This is a genomic window from Glaesserella sp. (genome assembly GCF_041817755.1).
In the GTDB taxonomy this organism is placed as follows: domain Bacteria; phylum Pseudomonadota; class Gammaproteobacteria; order Enterobacterales; family Pasteurellaceae; genus Glaesserella.
In genome coordinates this window covers 1-20,402 of sequence record NZ_JBGYBX010000037.1, presented here as the reverse complement: position 1 = coordinate 20,402, position 20,402 = coordinate 1, and the positions used below count along the sequence as shown (strand labels likewise).

General features: G+C 41.9%; 18 protein-coding genes and 1 pseudogene. 13 read left to right on the top strand and 6 right to left on the bottom strand.

Annotated features, from left to right (window positions below; genetic code table 11):
• Nucleotides 1–49: 49 nt before the first annotated feature.
• Complete coding sequence (locus ACEYKX_RS05095; protein ID WP_373767080.1) at nucleotides 50–1,117, bottom strand: alpha/beta hydrolase; 1,068 nt, start codon at nucleotides 1,115–1,117, stop codon at nucleotides 50–52.
• A gap of 242 nt (nucleotides 1,118–1,359) precedes the next feature.
• On the opposite strand from ACEYKX_RS05095, the gene ACEYKX_RS05090 reads away from it, so the two are divergent.
• Nucleotides 1,360–2,148 (top strand): hypothetical protein, encoded by a 789-nt coding sequence (locus ACEYKX_RS05090; protein WP_373767081.1) that lies wholly within the window; start codon nucleotides 1,360–1,362, stop codon nucleotides 2,146–2,148.
• 70 nt (nucleotides 2,149–2,218) lie between these two features.
• Here ACEYKX_RS05090 and ACEYKX_RS05085 read toward each other — a convergent pair whose 3' ends face one another.
• Nucleotides 2,219–2,767 carry a hypothetical protein gene (locus tag ACEYKX_RS05085; protein WP_373767082.1) on the bottom strand — a complete coding sequence of 183 codons (549 nt, stop codon included), beginning with the start codon at nucleotides 2,765–2,767 and terminating at the stop codon, nucleotides 2,219–2,221.
• A gap of 424 nt (nucleotides 2,768–3,191) precedes the next feature.
• Between ACEYKX_RS05085 and ACEYKX_RS05080 the strand changes: the two genes are divergently transcribed.
• The 3 genes from ACEYKX_RS05080 (at nucleotide 3,192) to ACEYKX_RS05070 (ending at nucleotide 7,517) form a co-directional block, all read left to right on the top strand.
• Nucleotides 3,192–4,487: an ATP-binding protein gene (locus tag ACEYKX_RS05080; protein ID WP_373767083.1), complete on the top strand. Its 1,296-nt coding sequence runs from the start codon at nucleotides 3,192–3,194 to the stop codon at nucleotides 4,485–4,487.
• Between the two features lie 88 nt (nucleotides 4,488–4,575).
• Nucleotides 4,576–6,129: a VPA1262 family N-terminal domain-containing protein gene (locus ACEYKX_RS05075; protein WP_373767084.1), complete on the top strand. Its 1,554-nt coding sequence runs from the start codon at nucleotides 4,576–4,578 to the stop codon at nucleotides 6,127–6,129.
• On the top strand, nucleotides 6,111–7,517 hold the full coding sequence (locus tag ACEYKX_RS05070; protein WP_373767085.1) for a hypothetical protein: 1,407 nt from the start codon (nucleotides 6,111–6,113) through the stop codon (nucleotides 7,515–7,517). Before ACEYKX_RS05075 ends, ACEYKX_RS05070 begins: the two co-directional genes overlap by 19 nt.
• Before the next feature lie 85 nt (nucleotides 7,518–7,602).
• Here ACEYKX_RS05070 and ACEYKX_RS05065 read toward each other — a convergent pair whose 3' ends face one another.
• The gene (locus ACEYKX_RS05065; protein ID WP_373780601.1) at nucleotides 7,603–8,709 is read right to left on the bottom strand and encodes an alpha/beta fold hydrolase; all 1,107 of its coding nucleotides are present in this window, start codon (nucleotides 8,707–8,709) and stop codon (nucleotides 7,603–7,605) included.
• Between the two features lie 57 nt (nucleotides 8,710–8,766).
• Nucleotides 8,767–9,609: an aldo/keto reductase gene (locus tag ACEYKX_RS05060; RefSeq protein WP_373780599.1), complete on the bottom strand. Its 843-nt coding sequence runs from the start codon at nucleotides 9,607–9,609 to the stop codon at nucleotides 8,767–8,769.
• 116 nt (nucleotides 9,610–9,725) lie between these two features.
• On the opposite strand from ACEYKX_RS05060, the gene ACEYKX_RS05055 reads away from it, so the two are divergent.
• Entirely contained in the window at nucleotides 9,726–10,616 is an 891-nt protein-coding gene (locus ACEYKX_RS05055; RefSeq protein WP_373780597.1) for a LysR family transcriptional regulator, read from the top strand.
• A gap of 56 nt (nucleotides 10,617–10,672) precedes the next feature.
• Here ACEYKX_RS05055 and ACEYKX_RS05050 read toward each other — a convergent pair whose 3' ends face one another.
• Nucleotides 10,673–11,548 carry a LysR family transcriptional regulator gene (locus ACEYKX_RS05050; protein ID WP_373780595.1) on the bottom strand — a complete coding sequence of 292 codons (876 nt, stop codon included), beginning with the start codon at nucleotides 11,546–11,548 and terminating at the stop codon, nucleotides 10,673–10,675.
• A gap of 312 nt (nucleotides 11,549–11,860) precedes the next feature.
• On the opposite strand from ACEYKX_RS05050, the gene ACEYKX_RS05045 reads away from it, so the two are divergent.
• The gene (locus ACEYKX_RS05045) at nucleotides 11,861–12,409 is read left to right on the top strand and encodes a hypothetical protein (RefSeq protein WP_373780593.1); all 549 of its coding nucleotides are present in this window, start codon (nucleotides 11,861–11,863) and stop codon (nucleotides 12,407–12,409) included.
• A 75-nt stretch (nucleotides 12,410–12,484) separates the two neighbouring features.
• On the opposite strand, the gene gshAB is transcribed toward ACEYKX_RS05045, so the two are convergent.
• A complete protein-coding gene (gene gshAB, locus ACEYKX_RS05040) occupies nucleotides 12,485–14,767 on the bottom strand; it encodes a bifunctional glutamate--cysteine ligase GshA/glutathione synthetase GshB (RefSeq protein WP_373780591.1) in 2,283 nt (760 codons plus the stop codon).
• 310 nt (nucleotides 14,768–15,077) lie between these two features.
• On the opposite strand from gshAB, the gene secE reads away from it, so the two are divergent.
• From secE to rpoB, 7 genes and pseudogenes are all read left to right on the top strand, one after another.
• Nucleotides 15,078–15,491, top strand: a complete 414-nt coding sequence (gene secE, locus ACEYKX_RS05035) for a preprotein translocase subunit SecE (RefSeq protein ID WP_373780589.1) — start codon at nucleotides 15,078–15,080, stop codon at nucleotides 15,489–15,491.
• Nucleotide 15,492: 1 nt separating this feature from the next.
• Nucleotides 15,493–16,053, top strand: a complete 561-nt coding sequence (gene nusG, locus ACEYKX_RS05030) for a transcription termination/antitermination protein NusG (protein ID WP_373767093.1) — start codon at nucleotides 15,493–15,495, stop codon at nucleotides 16,051–16,053.
• A 219-nt stretch (nucleotides 16,054–16,272) separates the two neighbouring features.
• Nucleotides 16,273–16,701: a 50S ribosomal protein L11 gene (gene rplK / locus ACEYKX_RS05025; RefSeq protein ID WP_111750035.1), complete on the top strand. Its 429-nt coding sequence runs from the start codon at nucleotides 16,273–16,275 to the stop codon at nucleotides 16,699–16,701.
• 4 nt (nucleotides 16,702–16,705) lie between these two features.
• The gene (gene rplA, locus ACEYKX_RS05020; RefSeq protein ID WP_111750034.1) at nucleotides 16,706–17,395 is read left to right on the top strand and encodes a 50S ribosomal protein L1; all 690 of its coding nucleotides are present in this window, start codon (nucleotides 16,706–16,708) and stop codon (nucleotides 17,393–17,395) included.
• A gap of 291 nt (nucleotides 17,396–17,686) precedes the next feature.
• On the top strand, nucleotides 17,687–18,178 hold the full coding sequence (gene rplJ / locus ACEYKX_RS05015; protein ID WP_373767094.1) for a 50S ribosomal protein L10: 492 nt from the start codon (nucleotides 17,687–17,689) through the stop codon (nucleotides 18,176–18,178).
• 54 nt (nucleotides 18,179–18,232) lie between these two features.
• Nucleotides 18,233–18,601 carry a 50S ribosomal protein L7/L12 gene (gene rplL / locus ACEYKX_RS05010; RefSeq protein ID WP_373767095.1) on the top strand — a complete coding sequence of 123 codons (369 nt, stop codon included), beginning with the start codon at nucleotides 18,233–18,235 and terminating at the stop codon, nucleotides 18,599–18,601.
• Between the two features lie 458 nt (nucleotides 18,602–19,059).
• Nucleotides 19,060–20,402, top strand: a pseudogene (rpoB, locus tag ACEYKX_RS05005) (DNA-directed RNA polymerase subunit beta); the annotation flags it as partial.

The following is a 20,402-nucleotide window of genomic DNA, read 5'->3' as shown; positions in this document are numbered from 1 at the left end:
TGATTGTCTCCAAAATTTCAGGCAGCCTGAACGCTGCCTGAAAAAAGGGCTATAAGTTTTTACCAAAGAAACCGGTCAGTTTTTCGCTGATTTGTTTCACATATTCAGGTTTCCAGTAGGTTTCGATATGTTTTGCATTCGGCACGATAAACAGTTCTTTGTTTTGCGTGCCTTTGGCGTTGGCGAAGACTTCTTCGGTCATATACAAACTGTCCGCTTTTTCGCCTGCAATCATCAATAATGGTTGGTTAATCAATTCAACCTGCGTATTCACATCAAACGCCATTAAATCCAACAAACTGCTGACGGTAAAATTGGTTTGCGAATTTGGGTGGGCGTGGGTTTGGGCATAATATTCATAGCCTTGACGATATAAATCATAAGGCAACGCCGCCACTTGTTCCGGTGTCATTCCTGCGGCAAAGGCTGGTGTATAAAGAATTTCACCGCCGACCGCTTCTTGTGCACGGGCATCCGAAGCCTCTTTTAAACGCTCTTGAATGTTGTTGGTTTGTGAACGCATAAAACCGTTGCGGCGTGCGTCCCCACTGTTAAACATAGAAATAGTCGCTACTGATTTAAAACGTTTGTCCGTTTCCGCCGCTTTGATCGAGTAGCCGCCACCGCCGCAAATACCCAGCAAGCCGATACGGTTCGCATCTACGCCTTTAAATTGGCTGATAAAATCCGCCGCGCCGCGAATATCTTCAATACGGTTAGCCGGTTTATCCACATAACGCGGTTCACCGCCACTGCCGCCTTGATATGCCGCATCAAAGGCAATCGTTACATAACCTTGCTCCGCCAATTTTTGTGCATACAAGCCCGCCACTTGCTCTTTTACGCCACCGTTCGGGTGCGCCACCACGATTGCCGGGTATTTTTTATTCGGATCAAAATTTGCCGGCGTATAAACATTTGCCGCAATGGTCAAACCGTTGAGCTGGTATTTCACCGGTTGAATATTGACTTTGCCCTGCACGTTTTCGGTAATTGCTCCGTCATAGGTTAAAGTAAACGGATTTTGTTTGTAATCGGCTGCCATCGCGTTTGCTCCTAAAAATAAACTTGAGATGAATAAGGTTGAAAGTAGGGTTTGTTTAAATGACTTTTTCATCACGCTTTCCTCATATTGTGTGATTGAGTGCATTATAAAGAAAGTGGATTGTGTTGATTAGATAGGGGAAATTGAAAGGGGTTGTGAATAAAATTCAATAAAGCTGAAAAAATCATTGAAAAACGCACCGCACTTTTATTTTAGACGAGGGTATCTTTCTTCAGTGATTTAGTTCAATTTAACTGTAGTCTATAATTAACGCGTTGGTCATGCCGAATTTTATCTTTATCGAGGAGTACATAATGAAACCGTGGCTTTTGCTTTTAACATTCCCTTTTGGGTGTCTTGCTGCCTATGCGAACAGCAGTGATTTTTGTACCACGCAAGAAGTACAGCTATCAACCAAGCTGGATATGATGTATAAAATGGCGTGGAGCGACGATATTTTTGAACGCCGAGAGAAGGCTAATGCCGACTTTAAAGATAACCTTTCCCAAGCGCTGACCGACCCGCGCAGCAATACTTGCGATTGGAGCGGGCTGTCCGGATTAGTGCATATTCGTTACTCGCCCGATAAACGTTTATCCGCTTTTACATGGGATGCAACGGGAAGTGGCACGATGCACGTTTTTGACGGCGTATTTCGCTTTGTAGATGATGCAGGTAATCCGCAAGTGCTTTCTGATGATAGTGGCGGAGAGAATTTTAGAATTGAACAAATGAACATCAATCCCCAAAAAGGATGGTCGCCTGTTTATTTGGTGGTGGGGTATGGTATTGGCTCCTCATCAATACACGGTCAAAGACTCAATCTTTTACAATTCCAAAATAACCGCCTGACACCGGTTAAATTAATCCGCACCAAACAAGGCGATGCCGATAGCATTGTTTTTACCTATAGTCCGTTTTCTATGAGTGAAACGGATAATTTAAACGAGCTGATTAGCATTGACAGCCAACAAAACAGCTTTTCCATTCCTGTGATTATCGAAAATATGGAATTTCCGGGAGGTCAAATAACCAAGCGCCGGCTGAATTACCGCTATAACGGTAAAGTGTTTGTCTATACGGGAACAACAAATAGACAATAAGCCTCAAGGAATGTATAAAAAAACGCCTGTTAATTTAGTTAGCAGGCGATTTTTTATAACAAGTACGCGATTATAATTTAGCTTGACTATAAACACTGACTCGACATCCGTTTTGGGTAATACTGAGTTTTTGTGTATCGCTGACATCAATATAATGCGTGGTGTAATGCCCACCTTTACCCGTGATTAAATCCGGAGACGTAGGGATATTAAACGCCATCGCGTTATTGCCGCTCAAACGTTCAAAATCAGCAATACTCGGGCATTGACCGTCCTTAAATTCAAATTCTACGGCACTATTGACCTTGGAAAATCCGGAATCCATATCCAGCCAAATTTCATGGCGAATAGTCTTAAGCGGCGTTTTAGGGTTTTGGGGGCGATAGGTGTTGCCATAACTGTTGTTTTCACCCACAGAGGTAAAAACCGCCGTGTTATATAAATCCGGCTCGCCCAAAGCGCTACCGACGGCTTTTAGGTTCATTTGTTCGCCCGATTTGGTCAGGTCGATGATATGGCGGGCAATCTCTTGGGGCGATTGCGTTTGTGATGGTTGGGCAGTAGCTACCAAAGGCGTAAATACGCAGAGAGTAAAAAGGGCAAAAAAACGCATTTTCATCGTTAAATTCCTACAAGGTTAAACAAACTTATCGTTGTGAATTCATTAGGTCGGTATTTTGTGACGCCGATTCAAATTCAAAGTACAACGCACCGTAAATCGGATTTTACTTTAAGCAGTATTCGATAACCAAATATTTTTCTCGGGTGATTATTCAAGCGGTTTTCAATCGCCTTAATTTTGGCAAGTTTTGCAAATTGCAAAATATTAAGAAAATCGGACCGCTTGTTTAGCTTTAACGCATTCGCCACAGGCAGAGAAAATAAAAGGTTTCGAATCATCCTAAAATGCCAAATTTTTCATTGGAAAAAATGTTGAAATGCACGCTTTTTCATTGGAAAAAATGTATTTGCAAGATGATTTTTCGTTGATAAAAATGTTGTTTTTACCTAAAATAGAACAAAATTCAGCCGAGAGATAAATCATGAAACGAGATATTTTAGATAAACTCATACAATGGAAAACAAAGTCAAACCGCAAACCTTTGATTATTCAAGGTGCTAGACAAGTGGGCAAAACATGGGCGATGAAACATTTTGGCGAGCATTCATTTGAGCAGGTTGCTTATATCAATTTTGATAATAATCCGAGAATGAAAACCTTATTTTCAGGCGATTACGATATTAACCGTTTGATTTTAGGATTAAAAATTGAAAGCGGTGTGGATATTCAAGCGGACAATACGCTGTTAATTTTTGATGAAATTCAAGAAGTGCCGCAAGCTTTATCTTCGCTTAAATATTTTTATGAAAATGCACCGCACTTTTATATTGTCGCGGCAGGTTCACTGCTTGGCGTATCGCTTCATCATCAGGTTTCTTTTCCTGTAGGTAAGGTAGATTTTTTACCGCTTTATCCGATGAATTTTCATGAATTTTTAACCGCACTTGATAAAAAAGAGTTGGTGCAACTGCTGGAAATGCAAGATTGGGCATTGATTACCGCAATGAAGTCAAGTTACATTGATTTACTCCGTCAATATTATTTTGTCGGCGGTATGCCTGAGGTGGTGAAAACCTTTGTTGAAACTCAAAATTTAAATGACGTTCGCCAAGTGCAACGCAATCTGTTAATGGCATACGAGCAGGATTTTTCTAAACACATTCACGACGGGCAAACGGTGCAACGTGTAAGAGCCTTGTGGAACAGTATTCCTGAGCAACTTGCCAAAGAAAATAAAAAATTTGTCTATTCCCAATTACAAAAAGGCGCGAGAAGTAAAGATTATGAAATCGCTCTACAATGGCTGAAAGACAGCGGTTTAGTCCACGCTGTGCCACGCGTGAAAAAGCCGCATTTACCATTGTCCGCCTATCAAGATAATGCCTTTAAACTGTTTGGTTTGGATGTCGGTTTACTTGCCGCTCAAAGCTATTTGGACGCCACTACGCTGTTGGAAGGCAACCGTATTTTTACCGAATTTAAAGGTGCTTTAACCGAGCAATATGTGTTGCAACAACTGATTGCAACTCAAGAAAATCCCGTCTTTTATTGGGCAACGGAAAAAGGCACTGCAGAAGTAGATTTTGTGTTGCAACGCAGACAAGCGGTAATCCCGATTGAGGTCAAAGCCGAAGAAAATCTGAAAGCGAAAAGTTTAAAGGTATATGTAGAACAGTTCCAACCCGAACAGGCTTTTCGTTTCTCTATGGCGGATTATCGGGAACAGGATTGGTTGGTGAATGTGCCGTTGTATGGGTTAAATGGCTTGTTTTTTTAGCTCTTTATAGTCTTATTAAGTAATCTGAGAATTAGAAAAACTAACTATATTTGAACAAAGTTCTCACCATTTAATATAGGAATAATAGATGACTACTTTAGAAAAATTTTTAAGAAATGAAAACATTGGTTTCTTTCAATATATTGAATTATATGAAATTATAGGCTTTATCAAAGATAAACAACCTTTTAATATTTTTACCATTGCAATTGCTCAAGAATTATCACTCTCCTTAATCCAAGACCAACCAATTACCGATAAACTACAAGAGATAAAAAAGCAAAAAGGTTTAAAGTTTGGTATCTTTAAGAGTATTTTGTCTATTGATGATTTTCTAAAGAGAATAGACAATTTAAGCCATAATCATTGGGAAAATGGTAAAGGAAAGCCTCTCATTGTTGGTCAGTTTCGTGCTTTACCTGTGATTTATGTTCCACCATCAGAGAATTCTAAAAATGAATTTTCAGGATTGCTCAAAAATAATTTCTTTGGTGGTTCTCATGTTTTTGAATGGTTTGATGAAAGCAAAGAGCATGTCAAAATCTTCCTAGAAAATCATCATGCCTTGGAAGAATTATCTGAAAAACTACAAAAGTTTCTACCCATAAAAATAGCGAGCCATTCTGACCGGTTAGGTAATTTTATTCTTCAAATTCCTTGTTGTTCGGTTTCTTTTTCTATTAAACGTAAAGACAGAGAAACTAATCATATGATTAGTTATTTGGCAATTAATCCAAGTATTGAAAATAAACCTAATTTAACGGGAGTTTTTTGGAGAGAACAACATGGTTCAATCATTGATTTTCAAAAACAGACGCTTCAATTAGGTGAAAACAATATTCCGTTCCAATATATTCATGGAACTGGCTATTATACAATTTGGGATGAAGAAAATCAGATTATTTGTGCAGGAGGAGAATTGCGTTATTTAGAAAGTATGAATTTTTCCATGTCTATTGGAGAAGCGCAACCAAGAATTTTTACTATAAACAATCAAGAATATCGAATCCCTATTTCTGTACAAACATCTCAACAACATATTGGACATAAAAAATATTATCGTGAGTGGGTTGCTAATAAACTGATTAAAACAGAAAGGCAAGAGCTTCAAAAGAACTTGCAACTGACTCAATTCAAAGCAGGTATGAGACAAGAAGCTTTGGGACTGATTCGAGCGTTACTGAAAAAATATGGAGAAAATGGTGTATATTTATGGGATCCCTATTTAAGCGCAATAGATTTGTTAGAAACAGTCTTTTTTACCCCTTATGCCAATGTACCTATTAAAGCGTTTACCGGATTAAAAATACCACCAAATCAGAATCATCAAACATCAATATTTAATAGCTACTTAAATACACTTGAGCAAGCAGTTATAGAAAATAGTTGGTTAAATCTTACTTTTTTAAATGCTGATAAATCTTTATTAGGCGATTTTCATGATCGATTTTTAATTTTTCCAAAAACAGTAGATACTCCTGCAAAAGCATGGTCCTTAGGCACATCAGTCAATAGTTTAGGAACTAGTCATCATATTGTTCAAAAAGTGGCGGATGGTCAGATTATTGCAGATATTTTTGAAGAAATGTGGGATGCTTCCATTCTGAAAACGGAGAATATTATATGGCAATCCAAACAATAAGTGTTAAAGACATCATAATTTTGAGTCAATGCACAGAAATTACCGCCAAAATCCCTCAAGAAATTCAACAATTTTTTGATGATAATTTTGATTATCTACAATGGGAATGGTCAGAAAAACAAGAATTTTGGCTTTATCTTGATAATTTTTACCCTAAAAGTATGGATTATCAGAGCAATATCATTTATTTAGATGAAGATGCCTGTCAGAAAAAACAACAACTGATAGAAAGTTTGGCATGGATTATAAAAATATTACAATACGAAAATGCTGACCTTAAAGAGTTGCAAATTGCTTTTGAATTAGTATGTATTGTTCCTAATTTTTGGGAAATTACCGCTCAAGAAAATATTAGATTTTCTATTTTTGCTAAGAATACAGCTTTAAAATTTTTAAAAAATATAAATTTTGAAATAAGTTCATTATTAGACTCATCTCGATATGATATTGAATATATAGAAAAATTAAAGCAAGATTTAGAAAATCATCATTGGGTAGAATTAGAAAAGTCAAGTCATACACTAGAATCAATTTATAGTAATTTATCTCTTAATTTTCATCGGACATATTCTTTCTTATGTTGGTACCACTTGGAAGATGTTATAGCGTTAATTAATGAAGAAAAAAATTATTGGAAGCTACTCTGGCTTTTGGCTAATCTACCAGAAAAAAATCGTCTAAGAATTATTCTAGATACTTCTAATCAATTAGCCTGTTTTTTATTACTGATAAGAAGAATGTATCACTTATCAGAAGAAGAACAATTGAACTTAAGCGAGGTTTGGAAAAACTTATCTTCTCTAGAAGAAACGTTAAAAGAGTGGCTATCAGTAGTCAATCAATATCCAGTTAGATTTCCATGGCTACAATTAGGATTAGGTAAGTTTTTAACCATAGCTACCAATCAAGAAATAAATTATTATATTGAAAGTATTAATTTAGAAAGTAGTTCAACCGATATTAAAAAATGTGTAGATTATTTTTTTGAACATGCAAATGAAACAAAACAAATATATTTTTGTGAACAGGCATTTCAAAAATGGAATCAGTGGGATTTTAATCAGTATTTTGGTATTAGGAAAAGCTGTTTGGATAAAGCAATTGTTAAATACTTCCAATTTCAATCGTCAGATAAATTAGATGGGTTTATACAGGATCATTTAACAAAAATTAATACTTTTCAAAATAAGTGGTTTGATAATATAGTCAATTTAGATAAGTTTATCTATTATCATTTGTCTAAAATACAACCAGCTTGTATAGCGTGCGATTTAAATAATGACAACAATCTTAAATTTGAAGATTTGTATCAAAAAGAATATGTACCAATATGCTTTTCGGGAGATTTGCGATGGAAAAATTGGGTAAAATATCTTGACAAGACTTAATGATTAATTAGCAGTAGCTATAATAACGGTAAAATTTATCTATACTTATAGAAATATTTTACCGTTATATTTCATATGATCTAAATCAATCTAGCTTATTCCCCTTCAACCACCCCGCCAAATGCTCCGCCACTTGTACGTTGTTCGTATCCGACATTGGGAAATGAGTGTTTCCTTTAATCCCCACTTTCGGCAGTTCAATGACTTCCACTTTGCCGCCGTGTTTGTTCACCACGTCCGCCCATTGTTTGGCAAGGCTCAAGCGGATGCGCCATTGGTCTTCGCCTTGGTTGTCGGACGGTTTGTCGCTGATGAAATCGCCGAAGTAAATCACAATCGGCATTTGGGTCAGTTTTGCAAAGTCCGCTTTACTTGCGACCGCAGGTTTGATGTCACCGAATTTGCTGGTAATAGTCGGTGGCACTTCGCCTTCAGGGAATGGGAAATTGCCCGGTTCATATGCCACAATGCCTTTGACTTTATCGCTTTGCATACCGACCAACCAGCCGACAATGCCGCCTTGCGAGTGAGTAACCAAAACGCCGTTGCCAATGCGATCAAAAAGTTGATCTAAGCTGTCGCTAATCACTTTTGCGTCAAATGCGCCTGTATTTGGGGTCATTTGGCGGAAAAATTGGTTGAGCGATGCCTTGTCTTGTGGAAACGCGACGCCTTGGTTGAAATTCGGGTAAGTGCCGATACGGAATTGGGCGAACCAGAATTGATCGTCCGGTGTGGCTTTGACTTCAGCGTCCACCGTGCTACGTCCCGACCAGCCGCGGCGTGGTTGATCCACTAAATAAACAGGGTAGTTTTTGCGTAAAAAGATATTTTGGAAACCTTCGCGACCGTCCGGTGTGGTCTGCCAAGTGCGCATAGATTGCCCTGCGCCGTGTAAGAATACCAACGGATAAGGACGAGGGTTGGTCGGGATTTGGTAAAACACAGTCGCGTGGTCGCCGTGCAAGGTTTGTCCGCCTGCCTGAACGGACGCATTGAATACGTCCATAAAGTTATTGCTTTCTTTGCCTTTGGCAATTTCAGGCAGCGGTTGATACGTGCCGCTACTGGTTTTTACCGTACCGCCCACGGCAAAACTGCCTTGTTGTTCAATAGAAAGCGGGGCGGCGAAACTTTGCACCGCTAATGTACAAGCGGTCAAAATTAGGGATAATTTTGCAGATTTTTTCATTGGATTATTCCTTAAAAGTTGTAATTTGGGGCAAATATGATTTGCCCCTACGATGGATTAGCCACGATGCTCCGCCAACCATTTCACCATCTTCGGATCACGGTGATTGAAAATAATCTCATCACGATTCAACGTCGTAATTTGCGCTAAATCTTCGTTGTCTAAGGTAAAATCAAAAATCGCACGGTTTTCAATCATGCGCTCTACTTTGACCGATTTCGGAATAATCGCGACGCCCCGTTGATTAAGCCAACGCAAGACCACTTGAGCCACCGATTTGCCGTGTTTCTGAGCGATTTGGGTTAAAATCGGGTTGCTGAAAATCTCGAATTTACCTTCCGCAAGCGGTGCCCACGCTTGTTGCACCACGCCTAATTCTTGGTGGAAAGCGATTTCCGCATCACGCTGATAAAACGGGTGCGTTTCAATTTGATTGACCGCGGGCACAATTTCGTGGCAAGTGATTAAATCCATTAAGCGATCCATATGGAAGTTGCTCACGCCGATGGCACGGGCTTTGCCGGCTTTATACAAATCTTCCATTGCGCGCCATTGTTCGTGAACATCACCAAAAGGTTGGTGCATTAAATATAAATCTACATAATCCAAACCTAAGCGGTTTAATGAATCTTCCAACGCTTTTTTGGTATTTTCGTAGCCGTTTTCACGTTGAATCCATAATTTTGTGGTGACAAAAATCTCTTCACGCGGAATACCACTGGCTTTAATGGCTCGACCGACGCCGGCTTCGTTGCCATAAACAGCGGCGGTGTCTAATAAACGATAGCCTGCGTTTAACGCTGCTAATACCGCTTTTTCGGTGTCTTCATCGCTCACTTGGAACACACCAAAACCGACCATCGGCATGTTAATTCCGTTATTTAATTTTACTGATTTCATGTTGTGACTCCTGTGTGATTTGAATGAAAGCATTATAAAGCGTAAAGATTGTTTTGATTAGCCGGTATTTTTTTGATAGCCTCTTGAAAAATATTCAACAATCGGCGGGCTAAAACATGATGGAAAATATGAACGAATTGCGTAGTTTTATTGTGGTGGCACAAACAGGCAGCTTTACCAAAGCAGGGGCAAGGCTTGGTGTTTCCACCTCGGCGTTAAGCCATTCCATGCGCAAACTGGAAGAGCAGCTTAAAATTAAGTTATTTAACCGCACTACCCGAAGCGTTTCCACCACCGAGGCGGGCGAGCAGCTTTTCAGGCAACTTTTGCCGTTATTTGAGAGCATTGAAGATAATGTGAATGCGTTGAGCACTTTTCGCGATACGTTAAGCGGTACGCTGCGCATTAACGGAGCGGATCATTCGTTTTTATATGCGATTTGGGATAAGCTGTTAACGTTCATGCAAAAATACCCCGAGGTGCAATTGGAGCTGACCAGTGATATGAAACTGACCGATATTGTCGCCGGGCGCTTTGACGCAGGCATTCGCCTCGGGCAGAGCATTGAGCAGGATATGATTGCGGTGCGGATTTCGGACGATATGCAAATGGCGCTGGTGGCAACGCCGCAATATTTGGCAACATGCGGCACGCCTCAAACGATTAACGACTTAAAACAACACCAATGCATATGCGCCAGAATGGCAACGGCGGAAGGCATTTTTACCTGGGAGTTCCGCGCGCCGCACAGCAACGAGCTGATTAAATTCACCCCGTCGGGCAGACTGATTGTGAATAACAACTTTTTAGTGCATAAAGCCTGTTTGTCCCATTTGGGCATTGCTTGGATGCCTAAAGATCGTATGGCACAAGAACTGGCGCGGGGAGACGCGGTAGAAATTTTAGCCGACTATGCGATCAGCTACGAAGGCTATCATCTCTATTATCCCAACCGCCGCCAAAACTTGCCGTTGTTTAAGGCGTTGGTGGCGGAGCTGAAAGGTTGACAAGCGGTCGGATCTCCCCGAATTTTTACAAAATAAACGGAAAATCCCACCGCTTGTTAACAGAATTGATCGAACTTTTCTTTCAAAAAGGCTAAAAAAGTTTGAATTTTAGCCGGCAGTAAGCGCGTGGTGGTTAAGGCGTATACCGGAACCGGTTTGCTTTGCCATTCCGGCAATACCTGTTGGAGCCGGTTATTTTCCGCAATATGGGCGACTAAATGCGGCAAGAGTGCCAACCCCAAACCTTCGGAGGCCAAACGTTGCGTAATGTCCAAACTGTTGGAACGCAATTGACCTTTTACTTCAACGGTTTCTTCTTTTTTATCTTGATTGATTAAATGCCACGTGCCGTGCTGAAAGGGCAAACAATGGTGTTGTTTCAGATCGTCCAGTTTTTTCGGTGTGCCGAATTGCTTTAAATAATCGGGTGAGGCGTAAATCCCTCCCTGAAAGCTCGCCAAATAGCGTGAAATCAACTCGGTGTCACCCTGTTCGCCGGTGCGGATGGCTAAATCAAACGGTTCGCTGATAAGATCCACCTTGCGCGGCGTGATATTTAAATCCAACTGGATTTTCGGATATTTTTCGCAGAACTCCCGTAAAAGCGGCACAAAAAAAAGATTCGCCAAATCCATCGGAAGCGTTACTCTTAACACGCCGCTGGGGTCACGATAAAAATCGTCTAACTGTTGATGAATGAATTTGGCTTCATCCACCACCTTTGACGCCCGTTCATAATAAATCGCCCCGGCTTCCGTGAGGGCGATTTTTCGGGTCGTACGGTGAAGCAGGCGCAAACCAAGGTGTTTTTCCAGCTTGCTGATCCGTACCGATAATGTTGACTTCGGAATATCTAAAAACGCCGAAGCACGGGTAAAACTTTGCGCTTGTACAACCTCAACGAATAGCGCCATATCATCTAGCAACTTCATCTTCTTTCCTTATCCAATTGTTCCTGAAATAACGCTAGGTACCACTGACAGCTAAATAAACTATGTTTAGCCGTTCTTCCTGGTGGACGGTTAAGCTTAACGTGAAATGCCTGATTAATAAAGGTTTATCTGATCTTGTCTTACCTCATGAATAGTCAACTATCGCATAGGGGAACCCGTTTTTTTAGCAATATTGTCGAACGTTAAGTTTTTCTTAAGATTTATTGTGTTAAATGAACGCAACGAAAAGGGTGAACCCGCTTCGTGACACAGCCATGTGTTTGATCATTTAACAACAAAAAAGGAAACAGTATGATGGAAAAACAAGACGTAAAAGAAAACATTGCGCAACGTATGGATGAGCTGAGACAAACCGGTACGCTTAAAAACCAATTGTTGAAAGCCGAATTGGCGCAAAAATTGGTTGAAGTGCAGGCGTTTGCCGAACAGCTTCAACGTACGAAAATGACGTTGGATGTACTACTGAATCAGCACCAATCGTTATTGGCGGAATTGGACGAGCCGTTGGATCTCAGCCAAGAAGCGGAGGAGTTTGAACGGCAGATAGCACAAGACGACTTGGATTTGAACAAATTCAATGAAGAGTACCCGCACATTTTGCAAGAGGCGGTAAACGCCAAGATGAATGAGATTAAAGTGAAGGTGCTGACGGCTCAACAATCGGTAGAGGAAAAATTATCGGAAGCCAAGGCGGCGTTGTCGGGTAAACCGAGCAAGATGGCGCAATACAAAGCAAAACTGTTGTGCGGTTTCAACGCCAAGTTCGGTGACAAACTGCAAAAAGCCAAACACATTCTCGCCAATCAGTTGGAACAGTGCGCGGTGAAGTTAAAGGCGTAAGCAGTGAAGACAAGCGGTGCGATCTTGTCGATATTTTGCAAAATATCCGACGGATCGCACCGCTTGTTCATTGACTTAAGCATCCGGTATTTCGGGGAATAACATCCGAATCACGTTTCGGGTCAAGCGTCTGGATTTGCCTTGATACGGGAAGATGTGCATCATCATCATCGGATTGAAATTGGCTTCAATCACCCCCCATGATGCCAACTGCGGCTCCGCCGGTTGGTGGAGGTTCGGAATAATCAAATCGACACCGCAGACTTTGGCGCCCATGGCTTGCGCAATGCCGACCGCAAGGCGTTTATAGCTGTCGTGCATCTCATCGGTCATATCGATGGAATCGCCGCCGGTACTGATGTTGGAATTGGCGCGCAATTGTACGTATTGCCCCGCGGCGGGTATGCTGTCCGGCGTTAACCCCTGTTCTTTTAATTGTAGCCGTTCGATATCGCCGAGGGTGATTTTTTTCAGCGGGCTGCGGCTGCCGTCGCCGCGCAGCGGATCGGCATTTTTGGCATCGACCAATTCACGGACGGTATGTACACCGTCACCGGTAACATTGGCGGGCACGCGCAACAATACGGCTAAGGTCTCGTCGCCCAATACGAAAAAGCGGTATTCGGTGCCGACCAAATAATCTTCCACCATGATCTCCTTATCTTCACGAAACGCAATTTCCACCGCTTTGGCGAAGTCGTTCCGATCGGTGACACCTTGTTGGAAAATAGTGATTCCCAAACCGTAGTTGGTTGATTTCGGTTTGATCACCACGGCTTTGCCTTCGAACAACGGATAATCGGCGAGCGCTTCGTCGTATGAGGTAAATTCAGCACTTTTCGGTACATTGAATCCGGCTTTGGCAAGCACTTTTTTCGTGACGACTTTGTTTTCCATAATTAACGGAGAGATATATTGATCATGGCTGGTCATGTTACCGTTTTTGACATATTCGATATGATCGCCGAATGTCAGTGCGAGAAACTGATCGTTTTCGTCTAATATTTCAACGGAAATACCTTGTCGGATCAAATCGAACAGCAAGGCTTGAGTGGACAATTCCATATTATCGAATGCCGACAGTGCATAGAAGCGCTCAAACGCTCGGGCTTTAAATTGACGGGCGAGTTTGGCGCCGAGGGCTTGATAGCCGCCTTCCGCCCGAACGGCGTGTACCAATCGACCGCAGACAGTTTGTGTCGGGTCGGCAAATTGGCTTAATTTGTCATGAACGATCTCGATTGAGCGGGAACTTGCGCCGATCTGTTGCAGCATCTCGATCAGTTGGTGCAGGATTATTTCACCTTCGCTTCGATAAGCGGTGTGAGCCAGCGGATCTTCCCAAGCGACTTCGGTTAGTCGGGCTTTACCGAGTTCGACGGCGGTTTGATCGGCGGTGTCATCCAGCCAAATCATTAACAAAATGAAATGGTGGATAAATTCAGCATCGTCTAAGGCGATGCCGTACGGCTCAAATGGGTTCAGATCAAACAGGCGGAATTCCAAATATTGGATGCCGGTGTGTAAAAAGTCCCGTGCGCGTTTGGCGCCACGCAAACGGACATTCGAATAAAATTCTTTTTCGGCAATCAATTTTCCGCTGTTTACCCAATGTTCGAGCGTATCGACGTAGCGTTCCAACGTATCGTAAGAGACAACGATGTCCGGCGCATTCACATAACCGTATTGGCTCGAACGCAAACTGCGCACGAATTGCCCTTCTTTTAACGGGGATTGTCCGTGTTTAAAATATTGTTGATCGACCGTAGGCGTTGCGCTGAGTAAATAGAGCAAAATCCATTGATAACGCAGGAAATTTTTCGCCGTTTTAAGATACAGGGCGTTTTGAAAATCCGTCAGTTGCGAATAAGTCGTTTGAGCGTTAAACAGCGCTTGAATCAATTCGGCAGGCAGTTGAAAGTTGTAGTGAATGCCGCTGACCATCTGTTTATATGCACCGTACGATTCCACCAAATGTTCGCGGTAGGCGACATCGGTCGGATCGTCGAGTTGTGCCACTTTTATGGTATGTTCGGGTGGTAAACCGGCGGGCATACTCATCGGAAAAATATATTCGTTTTCCGGTATCGAACGTAAAACAACTTCATGAATGGCGGATAACCAACGGAATGCGTCTTCCAATTTGGCATTCGGCGGGGTAATCAATTCCAATTGGCTTTCGGCGAAATCGGTTTGAATATAAGGGTGATACGATCGGCTGCCGAACGCCTTCGGATGCGGTGTCGTTAAAATATTGCCTTGGCTGTCTACACGCTGGCTCTCTTTTTCGATGCCGAACGTACCTTGTTGAAACAGGCGTTCTAAATGGTGTTGACGGATAAACTGTCGGAGTTTCATCACGGCTCCTTTTAAAAAACGGGTTAAAAATGCGGAGAACCATAGCATATTTTTCCGGATAACGATCGGATTTATTTGCTTCGTGATAGGCATTTTGGTTATAAAACCGGGAAGACAAGCGGTCGGTTTAGCCCGACATTTTGCAAAAAAACGAGACGAACAGACCGCTTGTTAAACATGTTTTCGGCTCAGCGGTGGCATCTGCCTGCAAAAATTTATTAAAAGATCGTGGCAAGCCGGGGTGACAAATGCTAGAATTGCACGCTTTAGAAATTGAACGTTCACTTTTTTAATACATTTTAGGTTGTCTATGGCTAAAGAGATTGAAAATAAAAACCCTGAAAAAACGGAAAATAAAGGGTTAAAAAGTAAAGGCGTAAATAGCGTGTTATGGGCATTATCCGTTACGCTACTGATAGTTGCCGCCGTGGGTAATGTGTATTTTGCGACACATTTTTCATTCGTTGTCCGTATATTATTGTTGGTTGTATTGATTGTCGGTGCGGTCGGGTTGGCGGCAATAACCAATGAAGGTGCAAAAGCGATTGGTTTTATGAAAGATTCCCGCCAAGAATTACGTAAAATTATTTGGCCGACCCGTCAGGAATCGACGCAGACCACATTAATCGTTGTGGCGGTTTGTGTTGTCGTTGCGTTGGCATTATGGGGTATTGATTCGATTATCGTGTCAATTATTACGTTTTTAACCAATTTGAGATTCTAAAATGAGCGAAGTAAAAGAAGCAAGCAAAATGCGTTGGTACGTACTACAGGCATTTTCCGGTTTTGAAGCGCGAGTGGCGATGACTTTGCGTGAATACATCAAATTACACAATATGCAGGATCAATTCGGCGAAGTGCTTGTACCGACGGAAGAAGTCGTTGAAAACGTAGGCGGTCGCCGCCGTAAAACCGAGCGTAAATTCTTTCCGGGTTATGTATTGGTTCAAATGGAAATGAATGACGATACATGGCATTTAGTTAAAAGTGTACCGCGTGTGATGGGCTTTATCGGCGGTACGGCGGACAAACCTGCACCGATTTCCCAACGCGAAGCCGATCGCATTCTTAACCGCGTGCAAGAAACCGCAGATAAACCGCGTCACAGAACCGAGTTCCATCCGGGTGAGGAAATTCGTGTTAAAGAAGGTCCGTTTGCCGACTTTACCGGCACCGTTGAAGAAGTGGATTACGAAAAAGGACGCGTTAAAGTGTCTGTTTCAATCTTCGGTCGCGCTACACCGGTTGAACTTGAATTTAACCAAGTGGAAAAACAAAACGGTTAATTTGCAAATTGTTTATGGAATTGAACCGCTTACAAGCGGGTTGATTTTATCATTTTTGTGCGAATTTTCGCTTGAAAAACGAACGCGGGTTCAGTAAAATTCGCAACCTAATTTTGAGCTGGTGGAAACCGGCTCATATTTTTGTGCGGCATCCGTGCCTTGTAATATCGGGGAGCCAGTCAAGCTGGCGTTATTACCCATTCCAGAGGAAACTTTAAAATGGCAAAAAAAGTCCAAGCCTACGTTAAACTGCAAGTTGCAGCGGGTATGGCTAACCCATCACCACCAGTTGGTCCGGCATTAGGTCAACAAGGTGTTAACATTATGGAATTCTGTAAAGCATTCAATGCTCGTACTGAGAGCTTAGAAAAAGGTTTACCAATCCCTGTTGTTATCACAGTTTACGCAGACCGTTCATTCACTTTCGTCACGAAAACTCCACCGGCAGCAGTATTATTGAAAAAAGCTGTGGGTATCAAATCCGGTTCAGGTAAACCGAACAAAGATAAAGTGGGTACCGTAACTCAAGCACAATTACGTCAAATCGCTGAAACTAAAGCAGCAGATATGACCGGTGCAACTATCGAAACCAAAATGAAATCAATCGCTGGTACAGCTCGTTCAATGGGCTTAATCGTAGAGGAATAATACAATGGCTAAATTGACTAAAAAAATGAAAGCAATTAAAGCTGGTGTAGATTCTACAAAAGCTTATGAAATCAACGAAGCAATCGCAGTATTAAAACAATTTGCGACAGCTAAATTCGTTGAGAGCGTGGATGTTGCGGTAAACTTAGGTATCGACCCGCGTAAATCAGACCAAAACGTGCGTGGTGCAACCGTATTACCACACGGTACAGGTCGTACAGCTCGCGTAGCAGTATTTACACAAGGTGCAAACGCAGAAGCAGCGAAAGCAGCGGGTGCAGACTTAGTGGGTATGGAAGATCTTGCAGAGCAAATCAAGAAAGGCGAAATGAACTTTGACGTTGTTATCGCTTCTCCGGATGCAATGCGTGTTGTAGGTCAATTAGGTCAAGTATTAGGTCCACGCGGTTTAATGCCAAACCCAAAAGTGGGTACAGTAACGCCAAACGTAGCGGAAGCAGTTAAAAATGCTAAATCCGGTCAGATCCGTTACCGTAACGACAAAAATGGTATTATCCATACTACAATCGGTAAAGCAGACTTCGCTCCGGAACAATTAAAAGAAAACCTTCAAGCGTTATTAGCGGCATTAGTGAAAGCGAAACCGACAACAGCGAAAGGTATTTTTATCAAGAAAGTCAGCATCTCTACCACAATGGGTGCCGGTGTCGCGGTTGATCAGGCTTCACTTTAATTTGTTGATAAATTAAACTTTACAAGAGCGTAGGTTATTCCTATAATCTGCGCTTCTTTTTGGCTGAAAAGCCAATGATGGTGCTGAGCCTTATCTCAAGCCCCGTCCAAGACCGTAGGTGAACCTGTGTGAACAGTTTCTTAATGAAAGCAACCTACGTAGATGGTGAACAGACAGAATTATCTGCTTCTGTACACCTTAGCCTCAAAAACGTCGCTCAAGCGGTTACTTTTTTGAGATTTTTTGTAAATTCCACAGTATTTGTGTGGAGTGTATCAGGAGCTAAAACCAATGGCATTAAATCTTCAAGACAAACAAGCAATTGTTGCTGAAGTAAACGAAGCTGCCAAAGGTGCCCTTTCAGCTGTGGTTGCGGATTCTCGCGGCGTCACAGTAGAGAAAATGACTGAGTTACGTAAAGCGGCTCGTGAAGCAGGCGTTTCAATGCGCGTTGTTCGTAATACTTTATTACGTCGTGCGGTTGAAGGTACTGAATTCGAGTGCTTAAAAGATACGTTTACCGGTCCGACTCTTATTGCATTCTCTAACGAACACCCGGGTGCAGCAGCACGTTTGTTCAAAGATTTTGCAAAAGCAAACAAAGAGTTTGAAGTTAAAGGTGCAGCCTTTGAAGGTAAAATCCAAGATGTTGAATTCTTGGCAACATTACCGACTTACGAAGAAGCAATTGCACGTTTAATGGGCACAATGAAAGAAGCTGCGGCAGGCAAACTTGTTCGCACTCTTGCGGCATTACGCGACAAATTACAAGAAGTGGCATAATTTTCCGCCGACTTCTCAACTCGTTTAACTTATTTACTTTAGGAATTGATTGTTATGTCATTAACTAACGAACAAATCATTGAAGCGATTGCTTCTAAATCAGTATCAGAAATCGTTGAATTAATCACAGCGATGGAAGAAAAATTCGGTGTATCAGCAGCAGCGGCAGCAGTAGCAGTAGCAGCAGGCCCGGCAGAAGCGGCTGAAGAGAAAACTGAATTCGATGTTATCCTTGCTGAAGCAGGTGCTAACAAAGTAGCAGTAATCAAAGCAGTACGTGGTGCAACAGGCTTAGGCTTAAAAGAAGCGAAAGACTTAGTTGAATCTGCTCCGGCAGCATTAAAAGAAGGCATCTCTAAAGGTGAAGCTGAAGCACTTAAGAAAGAATTAGAAGAAGCCGGTGCGAAAGTAGAAATCAAATAATTTTTGATTTAACTTTTTGCCTGATTCTAGGTTCAGAAAACCCCGATAGCGATATTGGGGTTTTTGCTTTTTGGGGCTAATGAATATCGCTTTTTAATATTGATTGAATTGTTTATTTCTTATATAATTCGCAGTCCGAATTTCGCATATTGGCTAGATGAATTTTCGTCTAGCCTTTTGTGCTTGAATAACATTAGCTAAATTTGCGTCGTTTTAGTTTGGCTAATTAATTGATTTATAAGATGTTGTTATGAATTTATAGATCGCAAGCGGTCGCTTTCTTGCAAAATTGTGCAAAGACCGTTCCCCCCTGAGCTAACCTCTGCGGTAGTGATTTTTGACCCTTTGTGTGAACTCAGAAAACGACACCTCGTATCATTTTTTATAATGCCACTTCCTGCCGGTCTTTAGGCGGATTGTGAAAACTCAACCAAACAGAAAATCAGAGGCTATATTTAATGGCATACTCATATTCCGAGAAAAAGCGTATTCGTAAGAGCTTTGGCAAACGCTCACAAGTTCTGAACGTACCTTATCTATTAACAATTCAGCTCGATTCTTTTGATAAATTTATCCAAAGAGATCCTGAAGGACTTCAAGGTTTAGAAGCGGCATTCCGTTCAGTATTCCCGATTGTGAGCAGCAACGGTGCAACTGAATTACAATACGTTTCTTACGAATTAGGCGAACCCGTATTTGATGTGCGTGAATGCCAAATTCGCGGTACAACCTATGCAGCACCTTTACGTGTAAAACTTCGTCTTGTGACCTTTGATCGCGAAGCGGCAGCAGGCACAGTCAAAGACATCAAAGAGCAAAACGTCTATATGGGCGAAATCCCATTGATGACCGACAACGGTACTTTCGTGATCAACGGTACTGAGCGTGTTATCGTTTCTCAGTTACACCGTAGTCCGGGCGTATTCTTCGATTCTGACAAAGGTAAAACCCACGCTTCAGGTAAAGTGCTTTATAACGCACGCATTATTCCTTACCGTGGTTCTTGGTTAGATTTCGAGTTCGATCCGAAAGACAACCTTTATGCACGTATCGACCGTCGTCGTAAATTACCAGCAACCATTATTCTGCGTGCGTTAGGCTACACCACCGAAGAAATCTTAAATATGTTCTTCGAAACCGTGACTTTCCACATTGAAGACAACAGATTATTGATGACCTTAGTGCCTGAGCGTCTTCGTGGTGAAACCGCAGCCTTTGATATTGAAGCAAACGGCAAAGTTTATGTTGAAAGTGGTCGTCGTATTACCGCTCGTCACATTCGTGCATTAGAAAAAGACAACATCACGCAAATTCAAGTGCCGACCGAATATATCGTTGGCCGTGTGACAGCGAAAGATTATGTTGACTTGTCAACGGGCGAAATTATTTGTCCGGCGAACAGTGAAATCGGCTTGGAAACATTGGCAACATTGGCTCAAGCAGGTTACCGTGAAATTGAGGTGTTATTTACTAACGATCTTGATTACGGTCCGTACATTTCTGAAACCTTACGTATCGATCCGACTTACGACCGTTTGACGGCGTTAGTGGAAATCTACCGTATGATGCGTCCGGGCGAGCCACCGACAAAAGAAGCGGCGGAAGCCTTATTCGACAATATGTTCTTCTCAACCGACCGCTATGATCTTTCTGCGGTAGGTCGTATGAAGTTCAACCGTTCTTTAGATATTCCTGAAGGCGTAGGCTCAGGTATTTTAAGCAACGATGACATCATCGGTGTGATGAAAAAATTGATCGAAATCCGTAACGGTCGTGGAGAAGTGGACGATATCGACCACTT

Bases quoted from the DNA above. Each gene is read 5' to 3' on its own strand.
- ACEYKX_RS05095 (WP_373767080.1), bottom strand. From the start codon at position 1,117: ATGAAAAAGTCATTTAAACAAACCCTACTTTCAACCTTATTCATCTCA.
- ACEYKX_RS05090 (WP_373767081.1), top strand. From the start codon at position 1,360: ATGAAACCGTGGCTTTTGCTTTTAACATTCCCTTTTGGGTGTCTTGCT.
- ACEYKX_RS05085 (WP_373767082.1), bottom strand. From the start codon at position 2,767: ATGAAAATGCGTTTTTTTGCCCTTTTTACTCTCTGCGTATTTACGCCT.
- ACEYKX_RS05080 (WP_373767083.1), top strand. From the start codon at position 3,192: ATGAAACGAGATATTTTAGATAAACTCATACAATGGAAAACAAAGTCA.
- ACEYKX_RS05075 (WP_373767084.1), top strand. From the start codon at position 4,576: ATGACTACTTTAGAAAAATTTTTAAGAAATGAAAACATTGGTTTCTTT.
- ACEYKX_RS05070 (WP_373767085.1), top strand. From the start codon at position 6,111: ATGGCAATCCAAACAATAAGTGTTAAAGACATCATAATTTTGAGTCAA.
- ACEYKX_RS05065 (WP_373780601.1), bottom strand. From the start codon at position 8,709: ATGAAAAAATCTGCAAAATTATCCCTAATTTTGACCGCTTGTACATTA.
- ACEYKX_RS05060 (WP_373780599.1), bottom strand. From the start codon at position 9,609: ATGAAATCAGTAAAATTAAATAACGGAATTAACATGCCGATGGTCGGT.
- ACEYKX_RS05055 (WP_373780597.1), top strand. From the start codon at position 9,726: ATGATGGAAAATATGAACGAATTGCGTAGTTTTATTGTGGTGGCACAA.
- ACEYKX_RS05050 (WP_373780595.1), bottom strand. From the start codon at position 11,548: ATGAAGTTGCTAGATGATATGGCGCTATTCGTTGAGGTTGTACAAGCG.
- ACEYKX_RS05045 (WP_373780593.1), top strand. From the start codon at position 11,861: ATGATGGAAAAACAAGACGTAAAAGAAAACATTGCGCAACGTATGGAT.
- gshAB (WP_373780591.1), bottom strand. From the start codon at position 14,767: ATGAAACTCCGACAGTTTATCCGTCAACACCATTTAGAACGCCTGTTT.
- secE (WP_373780589.1), top strand. From the start codon at position 15,078: ATGGCTAAAGAGATTGAAAATAAAAACCCTGAAAAAACGGAAAATAAA.
- nusG (WP_373767093.1), top strand. From the start codon at position 15,493: ATGAGCGAAGTAAAAGAAGCAAGCAAAATGCGTTGGTACGTACTACAG.
- rplK (WP_111750035.1), top strand. From the start codon at position 16,273: ATGGCAAAAAAAGTCCAAGCCTACGTTAAACTGCAAGTTGCAGCGGGT.
- rplA (WP_111750034.1), top strand. From the start codon at position 16,706: ATGGCTAAATTGACTAAAAAAATGAAAGCAATTAAAGCTGGTGTAGAT.
- rplJ (WP_373767094.1), top strand. From the start codon at position 17,687: ATGGCATTAAATCTTCAAGACAAACAAGCAATTGTTGCTGAAGTAAAC.
- rplL (WP_373767095.1), top strand. From the start codon at position 18,233: ATGTCATTAACTAACGAACAAATCATTGAAGCGATTGCTTCTAAATCA.